The organism is Roseibium sp. TrichSKD4, from assembly GCF_000148725.1.
Taxonomy (GTDB): Bacteria; Pseudomonadota; Alphaproteobacteria; order Rhizobiales; family Stappiaceae; genus Roseibium.
The window spans coordinates 283,480-302,756 of sequence record NZ_GL476314.1 but is presented as its reverse complement, the minus strand read 5'-3'; the positions used below and the strand labels follow the sequence as shown (position 1 = coordinate 302,756).

12 protein-coding genes and 1 pseudogene are annotated in these 19,277 nt (G+C 51.3%); 4 read left to right on the top strand and 9 right to left on the bottom strand.

The features are described 5' to 3' along the window. Positions 1-5,722: cadherin repeat domain-containing protein (locus TRICHSKD4_RS13465; RefSeq protein WP_009759591.1), on the bottom strand; the 5,722-nt coding region annotated here is incomplete at its 3' end. A gap of 755 nt (positions 5,723-6,477) precedes the next feature. Next, the gene (locus tag TRICHSKD4_RS13455; protein ID WP_009759589.1) at positions 6,478-9,399 is read right to left on the bottom strand and encodes a glutamate cyclase domain-containing protein; all 2,922 of its coding nucleotides are present in this window, start codon (positions 9,397-9,399) and stop codon (positions 6,478-6,480) included. Between TRICHSKD4_RS13455 and TRICHSKD4_RS30780 the strand changes: the two genes are divergently transcribed. After that, on the top strand, positions 9,384-9,638 hold the full coding sequence (locus tag TRICHSKD4_RS30780) for a hypothetical protein (RefSeq protein ID WP_009759588.1): 255 nt from the start codon (positions 9,384-9,386) through the stop codon (positions 9,636-9,638). The two genes, TRICHSKD4_RS13455 and TRICHSKD4_RS30780, sit on opposite strands and share 16 nt — an antisense overlap. Positions 9,639-9,807: 169 nt before the next feature. On the opposite strand, the gene TRICHSKD4_RS13445 is transcribed toward TRICHSKD4_RS30780, so the two are convergent. Both TRICHSKD4_RS13445 and TRICHSKD4_RS31690 read right to left on the bottom strand, forming a co-directional pair. Further along, positions 9,808-10,101, bottom strand: coding sequence for a hypothetical protein (locus TRICHSKD4_RS13445; RefSeq protein ID WP_009759587.1), 294 nt, complete (start codon positions 10,099-10,101; stop codon positions 9,808-9,810). Positions 10,102-11,173: 1,072 nt separating this feature from the next. After that, positions 11,174-11,504: pseudogene (locus TRICHSKD4_RS31690) on the bottom strand (transposase); the annotation flags it as partial. Positions 11,505-11,588: 84 nt separating this feature from the next. On the opposite strand from TRICHSKD4_RS31690, the gene TRICHSKD4_RS29380 reads away from it, so the two are divergent. The 3 genes from TRICHSKD4_RS29380 to TRICHSKD4_RS13420 all read left to right on the top strand — a co-directional run bounded on the left by TRICHSKD4_RS29380 (position 11,589) and on the right by TRICHSKD4_RS13420 (position 15,430). Beyond that, positions 11,589-12,346 (top strand): IS5 family transposase gene (locus tag TRICHSKD4_RS29380; RefSeq protein WP_085979623.1). Its coding sequence is split into 2 segments (ribosomal slippage): positions 11,589-11,910 and positions 11,910-12,346, totalling 759 coding nucleotides; the frame shifts between segments, so codons are not numbered across the junction. Positions 12,347-12,505: 159 nt separating this feature from the next. Continuing rightward, positions 12,506-12,754 (top strand): transposase, encoded by a 249-nt coding sequence (locus TRICHSKD4_RS32350; protein WP_139052118.1) that lies wholly within the window; start codon positions 12,506-12,508, stop codon positions 12,752-12,754. Between the two features lie 696 nt (positions 12,755-13,450). After that, complete coding sequence (locus tag TRICHSKD4_RS13420; protein ID WP_009759581.1) at positions 13,451-15,430, top strand: hypothetical protein; 1,980 nt, start codon at positions 13,451-13,453, stop codon at positions 15,428-15,430. A 119-nt stretch (positions 15,431-15,549) separates the two neighbouring features. On the opposite strand, the gene TRICHSKD4_RS13415 is transcribed toward TRICHSKD4_RS13420, so the two are convergent. The 5 genes from TRICHSKD4_RS13415 to TRICHSKD4_RS13400 form a co-directional block, all read right to left on the bottom strand. Then, complete coding sequence (locus tag TRICHSKD4_RS13415; protein ID WP_009759580.1) at positions 15,550-16,329, bottom strand: EscU/YscU/HrcU family type III secretion system export apparatus switch protein; 780 nt, start codon at positions 16,327-16,329, stop codon at positions 15,550-15,552. A gap of 219 nt (positions 16,330-16,548) precedes the next feature. Then, the gene (locus TRICHSKD4_RS13410; RefSeq protein WP_040616830.1) at positions 16,549-17,373 is read right to left on the bottom strand and encodes a flagellar biosynthetic protein FliR; all 825 of its coding nucleotides are present in this window, start codon (positions 17,371-17,373) and stop codon (positions 16,549-16,551) included. A gap of 289 nt (positions 17,374-17,662) precedes the next feature. Continuing rightward, complete coding sequence (locus tag TRICHSKD4_RS13405) at positions 17,663-18,682, bottom strand: hypothetical protein (protein WP_009759578.1); 1,020 nt, start codon at positions 18,680-18,682, stop codon at positions 17,663-17,665. An 82-nt stretch (positions 18,683-18,764) separates the two neighbouring features. Continuing rightward, positions 18,765-18,914, bottom strand: a complete 150-nt coding sequence (locus TRICHSKD4_RS30775; protein ID WP_009759577.1) for a hypothetical protein — start codon at positions 18,912-18,914, stop codon at positions 18,765-18,767. Between the two features lie 31 nt (positions 18,915-18,945). Further along, positions 18,946-19,170 (bottom strand): hypothetical protein, encoded by a 225-nt coding sequence (locus tag TRICHSKD4_RS13400; RefSeq protein ID WP_040616829.1) that lies wholly within the window; start codon positions 19,168-19,170, stop codon positions 18,946-18,948. Positions 19,171-19,277: the final 107 nt, after the last annotated feature.

Genomic DNA, 19,277 nt, shown 5'->3' with positions numbered 1-19,277 from the left:
CCGTCAGCCCCGATTTGGACTTATTGGGGTCACGGCCGGTAAGCGAATAAGTCACTTCGTCATTTTCGTCATCCGTTGCCTGGAACGGTGAGCCGACGTTAACGCCGCCTGGAGGCGAACCTGCAAACTGGGTCTCAGTCAGCGCAACTTGTGTCGGTGTGCCCTCTGCGAACCTTGGGGCGGTGTTCGCAATGGAAACATTTACGACAAAGTCCGTGCTGGCAGCTCGTTCGCCTTCCCCGCTGCTGGCGGTGACGGTGACCGCTAGACCAGCTTCAAGCTGTTCTAGCGTGCCGATGTATTTCAACTGCCCGGTTGCAGGATCGATCTTGAACTTGTCGCTGTCCGGTCCGCTCACCGAATAGGTGACGGGGTTGTCTTCTGCGGCTTCTTTGTCCTTTGCGCGGAACGGTGCCCCGACATTGACGCCACCTTCCGGCGCTCGCAGGACGTCACGTGCCGATATTCCAACATCGGTTGGCGTGTCGTCGGCGAATTGCGGTGCGGTGTTGCCCAGCGAAACCTTCACAACATGGTCAGTGCTTGTGGCCCTACTGCCTTCGCCGCTGCTTGCGGTCACGGCAACTGAAAGACCATCCTTGAGCTGTTCTTCCGTGCCGATGTACTTCAACTGCCCGTTGACGATGCTGAACTTGTTCGCATCTGGCCCCTTGAGCGTGAACGTAACTGTGCCGTCCACGTTTCCGTCTGCATCGGTTGCCTGGAAAGGTTGGCCGATATTGACGTTGCCCTTCCTGATATCGTCCACCGAGACGGCGACGGATGAAGGCGGATTTCCGGAAAAGGCTGGAGCTGCGTTGGAGAAGCTCACGGTTACCGGGTGAGAGGCTGTTTGCGGCGCATCATAGCCATCATGCTCCGCAACGATCGTTACATGCAGAGTTTTGCCGACATCGTCTTTTGAGCCGATGTAAACCAGCTTGCCGTCCTCGAACGTGAACTTGTCCTTATCCGGACCGGTCAAGTGGTAACTGACCGGTCCGCTCGCGTAGGATGGTTTGCTCGCCGAGAAACTGCCGTCGATGTCCGTGCTGCCATCGATATCGGCGGGGTTGATTGAGACGCTGGATGGCGCGCTGCCGAAGTCTGCCGGTGTATTGCCATAGGATTTTCTGACAGCCTCGCGAATTCCGAAGAACAGTCCGGTTCCACCGCCACCGACGACCACGACACCTCCACCGACGGCCGCCCAAGTTGGTACCTGCGTGCCAAAGATGGTGATCCCGCCAGCGCCACCGGCACCCGCTCCCAGACCTTCCAGTCCGGCACCTGCTCCCTCAAACCCTTCAAGAACACTGCTGCTGCCCTGTTCGATCAACGGGATTTCCTCAGCAGCACTTGCGGTGTTGCTGGCCGAGCTGGCGCGGCTCAAGAGGTTGCTGAAAAAGTCTTTCACGGTGCTACCCGCGCGCATCAAGCCACGCGCAGCGCGAATACCCAGTTTCCCGGCGCCGCTCCGTGACAACTGTTCCGAATTCACGATGCTTTCGAGCAGCAGCGTTGTTTCTCCTGCAAATTCAACAGGAAGCTCCTGACCGAAGGCGTTCAAGGTACCCCGGTCGTTTTCCGTTTTGAGCTGGTTCAACTGACCCTGACTGATCGGTCCACCATTGGCGACGCCGCGCGCAAAGATGGCGCCTTCGTCACCCGGGCTGTCGTCAGTGCCCAGCAAGGCGTCGAAGTGATGACCGAGTTCCTCCATCAGAACCTTGTTGATCTCATCCGGGTCCTTGAGCTTGCGGCTGATGAAGATCTGGCCACCGCCTTCTTTCGTGTAGGCGCCCTGAGTGGTGCTTCCGGCTGCGAAATTCACCGTATGCAAGGCTGCCGGCACAGGCACGTCGCCAGACGCGATCCGCTTGATCAGGTCATCAATCTGAGCTGGTTTTGCGTTCGGATAGGCCTGTTGCAGAATCTGCCGCAATTGCTGCGGATTTTCCTTGGCGAGTGTCGTCAGCGACGAAATCATGGTGTCCCATTGTTTTCGCGCGGTACTCGGCTCCGGTTTTTCTTCTGCGCCGAGTGCTTCAAACGCTTTGGAAGCTTTCGTCGACAATTCGTCCTTGATGACTTTGCCATCCGCGCCAAAGAACAGGTTTTCAGTTCCGGTCAGGTTGCCGGTTATGGTCTTGCCTTCGTTTTCAGAAACATGGCTCCAGGCCGCCTCACGTTTTTTTCCTACATAAAGCGAAACTGTCTGTGTCTGTCCGTTGCGCGGGTTGCGAACGGTAATTTCGTAAACGCCTTCTGGGACATCAGACCCTTTGGCTATGATCTGACCGGTGTTCTTGTCGACGGTCAGCTTGCTTTCGTCGCCCTTCGTAACTTCGAATTCCAGTGGTGTTCCGTCGTAGTTGAACGCGCTGACCTGCCCCAGGACCTGGCCATCGGAGGTGGTATCGCCGGCGCCCAACAGAACCGCCTGCGATCCAATTACGTCCGGCTTCCGGTCCTCTTGCGGCTTCATTTTGACAAGAACAGTAACGATCTGGAATTGGTCGCCCTGTTTGACGCGGACTTTAAGTTTGAACAGCCCAGGTATGATTGAACCGGTTGAGCTAAGTTCGCCGGTCTTCGGGTCGATCGTAAACGCACCGCCATATGTGTCGCTGACAATCTGATAGTCGATCGGACCTGACGCACTGTCTGAAGTCGACGCCTCAACCTTGCCGATGACGGCTCCACCTGCCTGATCAAAACCTTGACCTGTGAGCAATTGCTGCTTGTCGGTAGAAAGCGTCCGCCCTGAACCAACTTCAATGTTGATCGTTCGGGTTACCTTCGTTGTTCCATCAGAGACTTCGACAATGATAGAGTGGCTGCCGGCATCCGATGCCTTGAAGTCTCTCTTCGCCCTGATCGTGCCATCCGCGCCAATCTCAAAAAGAGGATCAAAGTTGTTGTCTTCGATCGAATAGGTCAGCGTCCTGCCAGTTTCTCCGCGCGCTTCGAGTTTGAACAGGCTGTCCCCGGCCGCAGCATCGGATTTTGCTTCGAAACTCCGGTCGACAACCACTTCAGGAGCTTCTTCAACATTTTGGACATTGACGGTGACCTTGACCTTTTGTGCGTTGAAGCCGTCGGAAACGGTTATTTCAAGAACCCGCTTGCCATCCGGGCTCCGTTCAAAGTCAACGTCGCCAGAGACTTGAATATTGCCGTCCTTGTCGATGGAAAATGCGCCATCCAGGTTGCCGCCGGTGATCGCGAATTGCGGCGTTACAGTACCATCGCCGCCGTTCCTTGGTGTCAGCGTACCAACCCTTGTTCCCGAGGCCGCGTTCTCGGTGACCTGGAAATTGCTGTCGGTGTCGAACAGCGGGCTAGCCTCGTCGCCCAATTTGACCTTCCAGGCGATCTCACGGCTCGATGTGCCATCACTTACGACGACCACCACGGTCTGATAGCCACCTTCGTAGGCACCGGACCGTTTCTTGGTTATCTCACCCGTTTTCGGATCGATGGAGAAGTCGTCGCTCGGCGATTTCAGACCGAAAGTAAGTTCGTTGCCATCCAGGCTTTGGGCATCCACGCGGCCCAGCGTCGTGCCTGCCGGGGCGTCCTTTTTCGCCGATACCACACCGCCGATATTGGAGAAGAGAATGCCTTCGTTCTCGTTATTGACCGCGACGGTAAATGTACCCGTTCTGGTGTTGCCACCATTCGTGGCCGCCACAACCAGTGTGCGCGACGAGGCCTGTTCAAAATCCAAGCCCTCGGCCGTTACTTCGCCGGTTTGTGGGTCGATTTTGAATTTGCCGTCCTCGTTTCCGAAAACGATGCGGTAAGTGTAACCGGCCGTGCCGCCCGAATTTAGAACCTTAGCAGCATCGAAGGAAGCTCCGTAGGTGTTTTCGTCGACAGAAACGGCGGGGGTGGCCCCTTGGTACTTTACATCGACGTTCCGGCTGACGGTCTGGCCGTCGGCGGTTGTCGCTTCAATGACAAGCTCGCCGTGATCCCAGGCATTGCCCTCACCGGTGTAGATGAGCTGGCCTTTTTCGTTGACGTGGAAATCGTTTGTGACGGTCAGCGAGCCGTCCGGACCTTTGACCTTGATAGTGAAGGTAACGGGCTGGGGCCCAGTTTGCATCGTCACCTGGACGTCGTTGTAATCTTCGTCGCTGCTCTCGGGCGGCAGGTCTTCCCAGTTGCCTCCCCGATTATGCACCTTGCCTTCCGGGTTCAGCTTGGGATCGTCAAAATAGGCTGCGCCTGTCGGATCAGCGGATTTAAGCTGAGTTCCGTCGGCAAGGACCGGCACCCATTCGCCGTTCTCGCCTTTGACGAACTTGACTTCCGTATGGTTCTCAACATCCGGGTTTTGGCGGCCGCCATCCGGTATGATAAAGAACCCGTACTTGTCGGGATCGAAATTTTCGAGCGCCATTTTTTGGCCGCGGGTCGTGTGCACATTGTTCCAGATAATCTTGCCGTCGACGGGATTGCCGTTTTCATCCTTACGGTAGTACCCGTAGCTGCTTTGTTCTTCCGCTTGCTCATTGTGCGTGTTGGTGATCGTGATCTGTTGGCCGGCACCGGTTACCTGAAAACCTTCTCCGACGACCCGGCCGCCTCCCGAACTCGCTTCCTGGCCGTTAACGGTCAACTCCTGCGGACCAGACAGACTTGCATCGGATTGCTGTGTTTGCGGAAGTGTCTCCCGATATCCCAAAACGACTGTGTGGGTAACGGCGCGGGTGCCATCGGGAGAATTCGGATCTGAGATATGAACCTCAATTTTGAGTGTGCCCATGTCCCAGGGATTGCCGGTGCCGGTGTAAATCAGGCGGCCATGGCGATCGAGCGAAAAGTCGTGCGTAGTGGTCTCGGTGCCATCTGGCGCAACCAACTTGAATGAGAAATTCCCAATTGGCCAACCACCATCTAATTCGTTGTGCTCTCCGATGATCAGGTGTCCATCGGCCGTTCGTTGCTCTCCGGTGTGGACGCTGAACGTGCCGTGGCCGAAGAGGGTCTCTACGGATTTTTCTTTATCGCGGCCAGAAGAGAACTCTACCTTGACTTCCCTGCCATCAGGCAACTTCACCGTGCCGCTGTCATCCCGGTTCTTGGCTGCTGCTTTTTCTTGCTTGCTCAATCCGCCCCAAAGCGCGTCGGCGAACAGCGCACCTTCGTCCCCCTTAGAATCGCCGCCGCCGAGTTCCCGATCCAGGTAATGACCGACTTCTTTGCGAATGACTTCCCTTAGCGCCTTCGGATTGTTCAGAAGCTTGCGATTGACGTAAATCGTATTCGTTTCTGCTGAATAAGCACCCTCGTTGCCACCGAGCGCTTCATCGCTGAGAACCACCACTTTCGGAGCGTTTTCTCCCTTGCCGCTTGCCCAATCTTCCAAAAGTTTGAATGCGGCCTGGCCGGTCGATTTGCCATCGCTTCCAGCCTTTTTGGAAAAGATCTGCGAAAGTTCGCCTTCACTCGTTTTCGAGCGACGGCTGCCCGCATCCCGGAGCACATTGGCCAACGCCGTTTGCGGTGTCACGAGCTGAACAACCGCCCCCCCGCCTTGCTCCATCAATGCAGACATCGCAACGTTTGAACTTGAACTCGTAAGTGCCGATTTTGAATTGCCATGCATATCTAGGACGCTTCGAAGTTTCTCTGATTTTTTTCCAATATCTTCAAGCATATTTGATTTAAACAGTGCGTCCGAACCAAAACCTTTTACGTTATCAACCATCGGGGCCTCCTCTGAGCATTTCAGCTTTATCGATACGCCCAGAGATGTTTTCAGCGAATACTCTTGGACACTTGATAGAGTGACCGAGAAACGCATTAATTAAATTGATAAAATAAACCTATTTTTTTCGAGTGTGATAAAAAAATTTGATCACCTAAAGCGAAATTTCGAAAGGTCCAGCAATACGTGCAGTAGACAATACTTAGTACTATTCCGCGCTCACACTCGTTTGCGCAAAAGCGAAAATGAAGTTTGTACGCCCTCTTTTGCGCTTGTCCGGGGAACAAGGAACTCGAGGGGACACGGAGGATGGAATAAAAATCAGCAGAGACGGCTGATGGTTTCAGGGAATGTGTGAAGAGCGCATCTAAAGTTGTTACGCGCGCAATGAATTCGCGAACAACCGTTCTGTAGGGTCGGAAGTTTTCGATTTCCGGTGTCTGACGAAACCCACCAAATTAGTAGGTGGGCGCTCGGATTTGCCCAGATACTATCGTCTGAACAAAAAAGTTCTTCCGCGAATGAACTTCAATCAGCCTGCATCGAACAAGTAGATCAAAAAATACCTTTTGTTCGAAAATCTGAGATTCGTTGCCAACGGCTCCGTCTTTGATCCATTGGAAAAGACTTTGAACAGCGCTTTCAAAACACAGTCGAGCGGCACCCTTCCAGATGCAGTTGAAGCCGACGAATTAAATCGCATGAACATTCAACTGCAAGGGTGCCGCTCGATCGTTTTCACTGCATTGTCAGCGCTACGCCGCTAACTTGGCAAACTCGTCAAACATATCGTCATGGGTTGCATCCGGTGTGCCGATCTCCGCAGGCTCCTGCCCTTCAGGTCGGTGCAGCTCCCTTCCGTCAACGGTCTGGTCGTTCTTCTTGCTGACGCCGTCCAGAGACATTCCTTCCGCATACATTTGATCGATGATCTTCTTGTATTCTTCAGTGAAATCTCTGTGCGTGACCAAATAGCCTTCTGGTGGGGCTTCGCCACTTTCTGTGAGTTCCGGTGGAACCCGACCTGTGCCATCAATTGCATTCACTTGGCCCTGAACCAACGCGGCCAGGAACACTGCTCCGTTGTTGGAAACCGAGGCAAGGATGGTTTCATCGGTTCCGACCCGTGCAGAGATTTGCTGACCGTTGTTCACCACCGGTGTGTCATCGGGCTTCTTGTCACCTTCGACAGCTGCACGGATTGTTCCCAATCCAATTTCGTTGCCGCCGTCACCTATGCCGATTGTTTTCCAAGGCAGCGTTTCCCCTTCACCCGCTTCAAAAAGACCCGAGAGGTCCTCATTGAACTCGTTGATGGGTTGCCCTCTCATGTTTGAGAGAACGCCTTCACTGTTAGGGCTTGGTCGCTCTGTCGAAATCAGCAACCCGGTGTTGCTTTCTTTCAGTTGCTGCTTGGCAGCTTCAACTCCACCTTCGCCGTCCACCACAATGATTTTGAGACCAGGAACAAGTGTGGCGTTCTCAAACGTCCTTTGCTGTGGCGGAACGTAATTGGGGTCATTTTTGTCGTCGGTGTACCCATCAGAAACAACCAAGCCAGCCGCCTTGGCAGCTGCCAAGAAAGACGACTCGCTGCCCTTATCCATCACCAGCGTGGCAGGAGTGCCGTTTTGTATCAGCGTTTTGGCGAGCATGACTGCGCCTGGAGGCCCGTCGTTTTCGCCAAAGAGTTTGGTTTTTCCGTCGTTGTCAACAACGGTGAATCCAGAAACAATTCCAACGCTCTGGCGTTCCTCCATGGGTTTGTCGCGGTTTTCGACAATAATCTGGGTAATGTCCGTCGCCGCATTAAACATGGATTCTCCGGGGTTCGCAGCGACAGACAGCGGACCGATGCCACGGGTTTCTCCGCTGGCAACAAGTCGCGCCGCTTGGGATGCGACCGAGAATTGTTTTCTGATCTCCGATGGGCTTAGGCCCTGGCTCTGCAAGAATTCCACTGACTCGCGCACCAATTCAGGATCAGCTTGCGAGGTTGGAATTCCAGCAACAAACACCGATCCACCGCGTTTTTTGGGATCTACGTTTTTGTTATCCTGCTTCCACGCCGTTTTTTTGCCATCGTCGGTGACGTGCAAGGTTCCGTCAGCTGCTTTCTGGCGGGCAGGTGCCTCATACTGGAATGTGCCGTCTTCCTGCCGGATAAACCTAAAGACCGAATTGTCACCCGCGTCGACAACATAAACGCCTTGACCTTCCCGACCCAGCTCTTCTTTCACCTGTACGAAGACACCTTCACCCAGATCCATGGCAAGATCGCCGTTGGAATTGACGTGAAGCCCGGCATGCGCACCGTCTTCTTGACGAGTGTAGTCACTCGGCCCTTTGAGATCGGCCATTGCAACCTTGACTCTGTCAGGCAATGCTCTGACCAGATCGTCCCGATTGTGCTCCATATCTCTGCGGACGCCTTGAAACTGATCGCTTTCCTCTTCGCCGAGAGGTTCGACTTCCACTTCCCTGCCTGGGACAACCTTCTGAATGACTTGCTTTTTCTTTTCAGCGTCATCCGGCGAAACACTGCTGTCACCCAGTCTGACGCTGATCTTGTTCGGTTTTTCGGTGACTGTCGCTTTTTCCTGCTCCTGCAGTTCTTGCACCATCGCACGAACAACTTCGTCCTGCTGAAGGAATTCAGTTGATGCGTCCTCGCCGTAGTCGCTTTGAAGCGCGCTCCGCATTGCTGGGTAGTGCGTGCAACACAGCATGTTGAGGTCAGGAGGGTCAGCGAACGCCGCATTCAAATGTGTGTTGGGTTCGCCAAATTGCAGCTCATTCGAACGCGCTCGAGAATTGCGCACGAGTTCATCTGCGCGAGTCCCTTGTCCATCGGTCGCGGGGTCCGATAATTGACCGGCTTCAATCGCGGGGACCCAGGCAGGATTGCCTCGGCTGGTAATGGCGACGACTTTCTCTTCGCCCTTGTCATTTCGATAAGTGTAGGCGGTTTTTCTAACGGCGCTTTGACCGTTTTCGTCTTTCGATTCAACGACGACCGGCTCGCCAACAGGCGTGAACCCTTCCTTGACCATTGCTGCATGAATGGCTTCCGGATACGCCTTCGAGTTTACCGTTCCGTCTGTGGAATCGATAAGGATTGAGTAAGAGCTTTCGCCGTTGTTGAAGGCGTTGACGGCCTTCTGTGCCGCTCGCTCAGCTGTCGGTTCAACGATGCTGAGAACCCTGTCCTTGATGTAATCTGGGTCGGCCTCCAATTTTGCAGCCAGTTCAAGCACACGCGCTCGCGCTGGGCCGCTCAACTGCGATTCATCATCGGATCGGCCAGCTTCACGTTTGATGAAGTTTTCAAGGTGTTCAACGGCTTTCTCCTTCTTACAGGAAGCCGTGTTGCAGGCAATAATTGCATATTCATGACCGTCTACAATCAAAGACTGGGCCACCATTTGCGCGGTGAAGGTCTCAATTTGGTTCGGATGCTTGTCACCAATAGGAAGCGCAACTTGCGATCCGAATTCCCGGACATGACCTTCGACAAGGCCAGCCGCCATTGCACCGCCAATGCCGCTGTCGACAAAACCAACAGTGCCTAGATTTTGATAACCCGGTCTCGATTTCTTCTCAGCCGGACCTTCACCCTGATCTTCTTGTTTGCGCTTCTGCCCCTGCGGCGGGACACCCGATGGTTTGCTCTCCACAACTTGTTGCTGTTGCTGTTGGGGCTGTTGCTGCACTTGTTGCTGCTGGGGTTGTTGCGGAACAATTGCGGGGCGCTGTTGCGGCTGCGCCTGCGGTTGTTGAGGCCTTGGAAACGACGCAGGTTTGGTCACCACTGCTGGTCTTGGCTGTATTTGCACACGCGGTGGAGCCGGTGCAGGTCTTGGCGCCGGTGGTCTTTGTGGAACACGCATCTAACTATTCTCCAATTTCTGCTTAGATTGCGCACACAGTTTGCCATCCAATTTGCAATGAGAAACTGTGATTTTATACGAATTTACTTCAAACCAACAAGCAAATTAAAATTTCTACTTAAGTAGGATATGACCTTAAAATAAGACCCAAAACTAAAATTGATTTACGAAAATTTTACGCAAGTAAATTCTATTTTATTTCTTCAACAACAAAATGATGCCTACGCCAATAGCCCAAAAACGCCCACTCTGGCCCAATTGAACGAACGACGTTTTCCTCCTCGCGCCAAAAGGGTTTTGAATCGAAGTCAATAAAGCGGAATTTCCTGAGGCTCCCCAGGCGTCAAGCGTATTTTGAAAAATTAAACGGATGGCATAGGCTATAAATTTCCAGCCATCTTCTTCTGCCATAAGCGAGATACGGTGCTGATCACCGGATTCACGGCGCAGCAATTTTTCTGACAAACGTTTATCGAAATTCGCCTGCAACGAAGCTGCGAACCCAGCGCTTTGCTCAAGTCCGGAATCTCAAACACAGAACGACAGTTTAGAGCTACTTTCTTGCGCCTTCCTCTTTCAGCAAGGCATCGAACTTGGACCTTAGCCCTTCAAGTCGTGCGCCAAAATCTCCGTCGTTTCTATATGAGTATTCACTTGCCTGGTTCCCAATAAATATGAATGTCCTGAAGTTACCGACTTGGTTCATGGTATTGATCGCAAGCTGTATGACTTCCCTACGCCACTCAAGAGGCAAAGTCTCGTCGCCCGCAATCTTGTAGAGATTTCCGATGGCGTGGGAGATGTAGGTCAACTCATCCGGGTCGCCGCTGGCGGGGCGATGGACAGACCCTGCGCCTGCTTCAAAAGCCGCTTCGGGTGGAATTACATGCGGTATGGGATAAGCCCCCTTTGAATCGGGGGCCCGCTGGTTCTTTGTGCTCGGTCAAGAACATCGTCAAACATCAAATTCCGCCGCGCCACGCGCTCGATTTCCCGCCTGAAAGCAGGTGGGAGGGGAAGTTCGCGCACGTCTTCCGGTCGCTCAAGCAATTCCACGATTTGGTTTACTGCGAAACTCTGCAATCTCAACACGGGGTTAGGTTTGGTATTGCTCGGGACCTGCGCAGATTTTTCCGTTGGTTTGTTCGAAACCGGAACTTGTTCCTGAGAAACCTGAGCGCGATGCCGTCCATTTGTGTTCTCGGCTTGCACCTGTGAATTTCCGACGACATGCGCTGGTTTTTGCGTTTGAACAGACATCTGAGAAACCACCGGTATCGCTGCTGATCTGACAGCTGCCTGACGCTGCGGCGCTCTTGGTATGGCGCCTGATTTTACGGCAGGTTTTCCAGAAGCAACAACCTGCGAAGGCGGAGATACAGGTCGGGGAGCAGAAGTACGAGGCTGGATGGGTCTGAGCATCGTTAAGGACTCCATTTGTCGACGTCAGAAATCATCATGTAATTTCGTTTGATCCTATTCGTATTTTGTACGGTAATCATCCGATTTTTGATGGGTTCCAGGACTGGACTTCAGGCTGCAGCTTTCAGTTTCACTACTGGCATGATACTGTCGATGGCCATGGTCGGCAGGTAAACGCCATACTCAAACTGCGCAGCCGTACTGCACGGGCCGCCATCTCTTCACGCTGAGACAACCTCCAGACTTTTCCCAAAACGTCCTTCAGCAGCTCGTTCTGCATCACCATCTCGGCGTACATCTTCTTTAGTCAGCGGTTCTCTACGCCATGGCTTTCATTTCCGCCATCGAGGACGCATCCATACCGCCGTATTTGGACCGCCAGTTGTAGTAAGTCGCGTTGCTGATCCGTGTTCTCGGCAAAGGTCCACAACCGGTACACCACTCTCACCCTGTTTCAAAATTGCCAGGATATGACTTTACGTAATTCTTAGGGTCAGGACCCATTGATTTCCGCTTGGGAGCATGATTCACGGTTCGAAAAACGAGCGGTGAACATGTCTGATCTTTTCTGGCTGACGGATGCGCAAATGGCGCGTCTTGAGCCCTTCTTCCCCAAGTCTCACGGCAAGCCACGCGTTGATGACAGACGTGTGTTGAGTGAGATTATCTTCATCAATCGTAACGGGTTGAGATGGCGCGACGCCCCTTCGGCCTACGGTCCACACAAGACGCTCTACAACGGTTGGAAGCGGTGGAGCGACAAAGGCATCTTCGCCCAGATGATGGCAGGTCTGGCTGCCGAACACGGTGAAGAGAAGACCGTGATAATCGACGCCACCTACCTGAAGGCTCACCGTACCGCGACCAGTTTGGGCGTCAAAAAGGAGGGGCTGGACGTCTGATTGGTCGGACTAAGGGCGGCACGAACACCAAACTGCATGCCATCTGCGACAGCCGGGGACGTCCGCTCAATCTGTTCGTCACAGCCGGGCAGGTCAGCGATTATATCGGGGCCCGGGCCTTGCTGAGCAGCCTGCCAGATGTCGATTGGCTGCTCGGGGATCGCGGCTACGACGCCGATTGGTTCCGGGAAGCGTTGAGAGACAAAGGGATACGGCCATGCATCCCTGGCCGAAAGCAACGCAAGAAAGCTGTCAAGTACGACAAGCGTCGCTACAAACGGCGCAACCGGATCGAGATTATGTTCGGCAGGTTGAAGGATTGGCGGCGCGTCTCAACCCGATACGACAGGTGCCCGAAGGTCTTCCGGTCAGCCATCGCCCTCGCAGCACTCGTCATCTACTGGCTATGAGTCCTGACCCTAGCAAAGGGGCTGGGATGGCCTGCTTGAAACATGGTGGATTTGAGTCTCACCTACAACAGGCAGCATATGATCGACAACACGAAAATTCACGGCCACAGTCAGGCGGCAGGCGCAAAAGGGGAGTCATAAGAAGGCCTTAAGACAAAAATCCACGCCCGGACGGACGACCAAGGACTTCCTCTCAGCTCTGTCCTGACTGGCGGTGAAGCATCGGACTTCGGCACCGCTCCAAACCTCCTAAACATTACATGCCGCAAGCCGCGACTGTTCCCAGCTGACAAGGGACACGACGGGGACGTGGTACGCCAAAGTCAGTTTCTCGCAGGTATCAGCCCCGTCATTCCTCCGAAGTCAAACCGCAAAAGAGCCAATTGCTCGCAATCTCCAGGCTTCTAAGTACAGGAACCGAATCGAGCGCATTTCCAATAGAGCCAACCAATTCCGCAGGATATCTCCCCGTTACAACAAGACCAAGCCCCCTTTGTAGCTTTCCTCGATCTCGCAGCCGCGCTCCTGAGGTTATGCCGCTTAGGCAACAGACCAACTTCTAATTAAACACCGCTCAAACATCAGTCTGAAACCACTCCGCACAAATCAATATTTACTCAAAACCGCATTCGAAATTCTACTAGTTATAATTGAATAAATGCACGTCAACACCAAAATACACATGCAATTCGAACTTCGGTTAATAACTAAAGCTGTTCTATTTCCCCCTGTGTCTTTACCATTCAGCAGTTGAAAACATCTGAAGTGCATAAGCTCCTGTTTACAAACGGCTTAGCAGCTATGTATAGACTAACAACGATCCTTAATCGGCGCCCAAAGCGATCCTAAAGTAAATCTCGGCGCGAGTTCTCTGCGTTTTTGGAGCGACTTACTTCAACGATCCGGTCCGGAAGTCAAAACTATCGAATTTTAAGTTTTACTGCGCATGACCCAATAAACTAACCAAAGGAGGCAATGAAACCGAACTAGACACGAATTATCTCCAATAAAATTACTTTCGTCGGGAACACACAACAAGCGAACGTCGCGCTGTGCATGCAGATCGTACCCTCGTGAAATCACCTATAAGAAGTTTGTGGTAGAATGAAATTGCCGCTCAGCCGCATTGTCAGAAGAGTATTTAGCAAAAAAGGTGGGCTGGACGCCGCACTGATTCTTGGCGGTTCTTTTCTCGTTACTCTGGTTTTCTATTTTGGCAAGCCATCGCCAGAGGAATTGCAGAACTTCACAGTTGGCGCGCCAATTTTGACAGGATTTGAAAACATATTTGCGCAAAGAAACTCAACAAATTCAGTCAATTGCGTTGTCGATGACCGCTTCGCTTCTCAAATATTGCGCTCGGCAATTCAGAACCTGAACAAAAGAAATTTAAAGCAAGATTGGCAGTCAAAAATACTCTCGATAAAAGATTTACAAAGTCGTCTACAAGTGGCGCAGGGAGAAGGTGTTTGTTGGATAACCGTTTGGGCCACAACAAAGGTTTCTGCTGTAGAATTTGCAACAGCAATTGCAGAGAATTTCCTGAACGTTCAAAAGCGAAATCTTCGCAACTCGGTTGACCAATTCCTTGCACGTCGTCCTAACATCGATACTCCCGACAGCAATCAATCTCGCAAAATCAAGGTGTTTACCGGAAATAGCGACGATTATTCCAATCAACCTAACGAACAAGATCAGTATCTTGCTCCGGATGTGCACCCAACCCACCGTGCGCTGACAGAAAGATCAGTTAACCTTTCACAAAACACAACCAAATCCGGCGTATTGGACAAACTAGCGCAAGAATACATAAGCGTTGAGTCGAGGCTAGCTAACTTGGAGGATCAACTCCCCACTGAACATCCAAACCTGCTGCTGCTGCATCGCCAAAAAGAGATCATTGACAGAAGAATAAAAAAAATTCTCAGTGGATTTGAGGAAAGCAGCAATAGTGTCTATACTGGAAGCGTCGAAGTCGAACAATCTCCAGCATTAAAACCAGCACACGAGAGGATTTTGCCATTGGGCGAAGCTTTCGGGGCTAGTCTCAGCACCCCAACAAGCAACAAAGTGGGGCAGCGCTATCTGCGAAAGAACTCCAGTGCAAAAAGCGTCCTCGGCGCGCTGGACGGGAACGCCGAGCCGAGGCCAAGGTTTAGCACAAGTTTTATTGTTCTCTTCACTCTCGCGCTTGCGGCCTCCACCCTATTGCTATTCCTGCTGAAGTTGACCTTCAGGACTACCGGAAGCCTTTTTACAGCAGCTTCTCGCAATTTCTTTGCAAACGAGCAATCATCTGCTGAACAGTCCACGGACCGGGGCGTTTTGGCAGGTCGATCCGCGCCCCCTCGGACCTTCGATTTTCTGCGCCAGGATCCCACCTCTGAGAGTTCATCAGGTTTCCTAGGGAGACTTCCATCCATCACATCCGATATGGGATGTGTTCCCAATTTTTCGGCGGTCGCAAACAAGATCGCGCGCGAGTTTGAAATTGCGTGCAATGGCGAAAAAAATTCTCCCTTTATTTTCGGCGTTCAGTCGATATTCAAATCAATCTCAAAGCTCGCATTGGCGAACCATCTCAATGTGCTAGTGTTTACCTCTTCGAGATCTGGGGCGGGAACCAGCACCACAATTTACGGCGTTGCGCAATTCGCAAATGTTTCTGGAAAATCTGTCTTGCTCGTAGATGCAAATTGCTGGTCCGCAAGCCTGACGGATTACGTAAAACTCCTTCTCCGGGATAGAACGATTGGATGCTCTGACGCGATCATTCCAATCGAAAAAAACATAGATTTCACTTCGATCTCACCCAATTTTCCAAATAGAATGAGTTCTGCACCTACTCTTCCGCGTGTGTCCGACTTGAGCCGGCTCAAGAAACAATACGATCTCATATTGGTAGACGCTCCTTCGCTGTCAATTCTCGATGGTCATGACTTTTTTTGCATGGACGCAGACGCGTTTATTGTAACAGTGAGACAATCCGACTTTGATTCTGAAATTGCTGACCAGATTGATCGGGTCATGTCGAACTTGGCGCTTGAGCGACCTTGGGGCTTCGTTGAGTGCGCCGATCAATAGCAAGTTGAAACTCGGTCAGCCTTTTAACAGCCACCCGACTGGCAATGATAACCAGTACAACTCGCCTCTTGATCGGTCCTCTGAATTCAGCTGAAGTCAGATCGAACCGACACAGGTTTCTACGAGTATTTATGCAAAAACGGAACGAGATGTTTGACCGCAGCCTCATCCATGATCGGATCGCCGACACCAATCTTTTTGACCAGTGCCAACAGTTCGGCAGAATGCTCTACCGGCTTTCCACTTTCCGAGGCCAAACGTAATACAGCGTTTCGGCCTCTTGCCTTGGCTACAATGGTCGGCATTTCCTCTCCACCCGGCACGTACCGAATTGCAACAGCCTGTTTCAAACCATCGGCAACGATGAAACTCGCATTTCGCATTCCCACGGTTTTAGTCACAACTTCCTGCTGAATTTCCTTTATGCGACCCTTAATTTCAGGATTGCCAAGCTGCTCTTTCTTCTCTTGTTTTTGCTCTGTATCCGTCATCTTGTTCTGTCTTAAGAACTCAGAACGCTGAACGACAAAATCTATCATCGCAAAAATAATGGAGAGGATAAGCAGCGCCAATAAAACATAAAAATATACAGTTGCATTAACAGAAATACCGCAATCCAACTCACAATATGGCGATAGAAATACAGTTGGCACAAAGTAGTAAATAAGAAATATCAGAATAGTTCCGCTAAACGAAAGACGAAGAACATGCATAAGTGCTGTCTTAAGTGCCTGAAGGCCAAAGATGTTTTTGAGACCATTCGCGGGATTTAGCTTGTTGAAATCGGGTTTCATGCGTTCGGTGCTGAACACAAAGCCCTGTGTCATCATGATACTCGCCAACACAGAGAAAAATATCACAAGCATCATAATCGGCAGCACGATGTAGCCATCACTCACAACTATTACAACTGCGCAAGAAACGTGCTCGAATCTTCCGAGGCGCAAATCTTCAGGTGAAATTAGAGACGTACTCTCGAAGTGACGATCATAAGATCAGATATGTGATGCCCACAATCGTGAGACGGCCAAATGCTCTCTCTAGATGAGCGACATTTCTTTTCGCGCTGCTTTTTGAGTTTCTGATCGCTCGCGGGATGCTTTTTTTCCTCAGAGCTGTCATTGCCCGCCATTGAGCCATCTCCATTCTTTGGGAGGGAGCATTTCCTGCAAGACCTCTGGCACGGTCAAAAGCTCTCTGTATTCAAGTTTCACGATGTTCAATAGAACCGTGACAAACGGAAACAGAAGTATGATAAGAATTAAAGGCTTCAAACTTAACATAAGGAAACTTGGGCTAATTGCCTGCGTATACTTGAGCACAAATCCCGCGATCAAGTCAGAAAGCAGCAGCAACGCGACTATTGGCAAAGCAATTATGAAACTCGACTCGCTGATCTGCTGCAAAACTTCCACCAAGTCCAACAAGATCGTATCGGAAGAGCTCGGGAAAGCAGCAAACGGTGGCCAGACAATTATGCTTTTATAAATGGGATCCAGTATCAGTTCGTAGTAAAGCCCGGTAAAAAAGAGCAGTACGAACGCAAACGTCAAAAACAGATTGCCAATTGAACCGCTTATTTCCCCCTCGGACGCCGGGCTAAACCCTACGGCGTTCTCTATGATCTTTCCTGCACTGTCGACCGCCCAAAAGGGAACGCTCAACAGGATTGCAATCACCAACCCGATCACAATTTCCTTCAAAACGAGCACGACGAGCAAGAATGGTGTGGGAATGCCGTATGCATTGAGTTGAATAAACACAGTCGGGAAAATTGGGGCCGATATCGCAATAATGATTGACATCTGCAGAAATCCGCTCTGAAATTGATGCCGGGAAAAAATGGGATTGACGAAAATGAGCGGAGAGGTCCTGGCGATCGACAAAATTAAAGTCGCCCCCAGCAATTCGAAAAAGTTTTGATCTGCAACAAAATTAAGCATTTCACATACAAAGAACACATCTGTTTTTCATAGTGACAACGCGCAAATAGGGGGCGATATCAAAAATTACTTTACGTTAGTTTTTGGCTTATTCAATAAATATGTTTGAAAACAAGAAAATCTTGTCAGTCGACAGCTCAACTCAAAATGATTGACTTATGCTGCTTGGTTAGATGCGATGTTTTGATCCAGAAACGCGACCGTTGCTATCACTGACGTCTTTAGGCCCTTGTGCGATTAGACGAATGGACGTCGAATAGCGGATCGAGACATGCAGCCCGGCTGCCATCTAAAAGGATAACTTCAGCACAGCGCTCGGTCGTTTCAGCATGACGCCTGAGGCGTCTATTGTTTCAACGCGCCAACCGTCATTGGTCACGTCCCCTTTTCGAAAAACAGCACCTTCGTTGGTGGTAAATTCTGGCGTTTTTCCCAGCCAGACAGACCTCAATTCGAACGGAGCAGTCATTTCAACTTCACGTACTCTCGCCTCAAGAGGAACCTTGTGCCCCCAGGTGAGGTCGTAATTCTGTTGGATGTTTAACCAGGCGCCGTGCTGTTCATTTATTATTTCTCCCTTGGCTTCCAGTATCCCCTGCTCAGTATGGACCGATATGCCCGCGATTTCATTGTCCTCGATAAGCTTAGCGAGATGACTGGAGGCCTCTTCCAGACATCCGTCACACGTAATTGCGCTGCTGTCAGCAAGGTCCATTTCGATTTTTTGTTGGCTCAGGGTACTCGCCAGTTCCAGTTTTTCCTGCCCAAGTCCCTGATCCTCCATCTCGGCACCGGTTTTGTTCTGAACGAAAAGGTCGCCGAAGCTCAGAATGACTAGCGCCAGAATGGGGAATAGGAGAAGAAGTTTGAAGGGAGAAAAACTCAAACTCGAATTCAGTGACTCGCATTTTTCGGCGACTAGGTTGGTCGCTTTTTCCGGAACGCCAAAAGGCAGCTTGCCGAGCAAGGATTCAAAATTGTACCGCGTCCGCGAGACTGGTTTCGTTGGGGAAATGATGATCGCAAGGTCATCCGTCAAATAAAATGTTTCAGGTGGAAAAATTGCAGCATGTTCCGACCGATCTTTCACCGAAGATCCGTCAAACAACTTCACATCGAGCTCTTTTGATTCAACGATCAGATCACCGTATTTCCCAAGGGAAATGGTGACGCGCCCTTCGTCAAGTCCCGATAAGACAACATCATTGTCCAACCCCTTGCCGAGGGTCACAGGAAATGAAGTCAGGTCAATTTTAGCAGAGTCATTGACCCCACCGCTAACGCGCAGAATGTAGTCGACGCCGCCCATGTTATTGCCTGTACTTCTCAGCCAAACGACTGAAGAACAGATTTAGACAAAACCGCAGACGGCGCCGAGCGCGGGCCCGCAATCAAATTCTTGCTGCAAGCGACTTCACCTGCTGGTTAGCGGCAAGTTTTGCGCTCGTTTCGGCTGTCGCAGCAGTTAGTTGATTACTGGCCTGCTGTACTTCAGTTAGCTGACTGATGCCTTGCTGTACTTGCTCTACTGGACCTGGCATTTCTCTACTCCTCTTTCTTCCGAGCTCCTGGTTACATGGCTCGTATCGCTTCAATAATTTTTCCGGATGCTTGTGAAGCACTGTAAATCTGTTTCAGCTTCGCAAATTCTCCACCCGGCGCACCAAGTTGAAGTTTTTGTCGCAAAGTTGCCTCGAAAGAACTGATGTCAGACCGCAATCGACTTAGCGCTTCCAAGCGCTGAGGACCCATCAATTCTTCCTCCAAGTTGTCCGTTAGTTCCTTAAGCGTCGCCATCTCACCACTCGCCAAAATTGTTCAGATCACATTAGATCCGATTGCAAAATCTAACAAGTACCAACTATCTGACAATCCGCAATTTCTACTCATCTACTTCCTTCTGC

Coding starts and splice junctions, on each gene's coding strand:
- TRICHSKD4_RS13420 (WP_009759581.1), top strand. CDS start 13,451: ATGAAATTGCCGCTCAGCCGCATTGTCAGAAGAGTATTTAGCAAAAAA.
- TRICHSKD4_RS13400 (WP_040616829.1), bottom strand. CDS start 19,170: ATGGCGACGCTTAAGGAACTAACGGACAACTTGGAGGAAGAATTGATG.
- TRICHSKD4_RS30780 (WP_009759588.1), top strand. CDS start 9,384: ATGGTTTGCTCTCCACAACTTGTTGCTGTTGCTGTTGGGGCTGTTGCT.
- TRICHSKD4_RS30775 (WP_009759577.1), bottom strand. CDS start 18,914: ATGCCAGGTCCAGTAGAGCAAGTACAGCAAGGCATCAGTCAGCTAACT.
- TRICHSKD4_RS13405 (WP_009759578.1), bottom strand. CDS start 18,682: ATGGGCGGCGTCGACTACATTCTGCGCGTTAGCGGTGGGGTCAATGAC.
- TRICHSKD4_RS13410 (WP_040616830.1), bottom strand. CDS start 17,373: ATGCTTAATTTTGTTGCAGATCAAAACTTTTTCGAATTGCTGGGGGCG.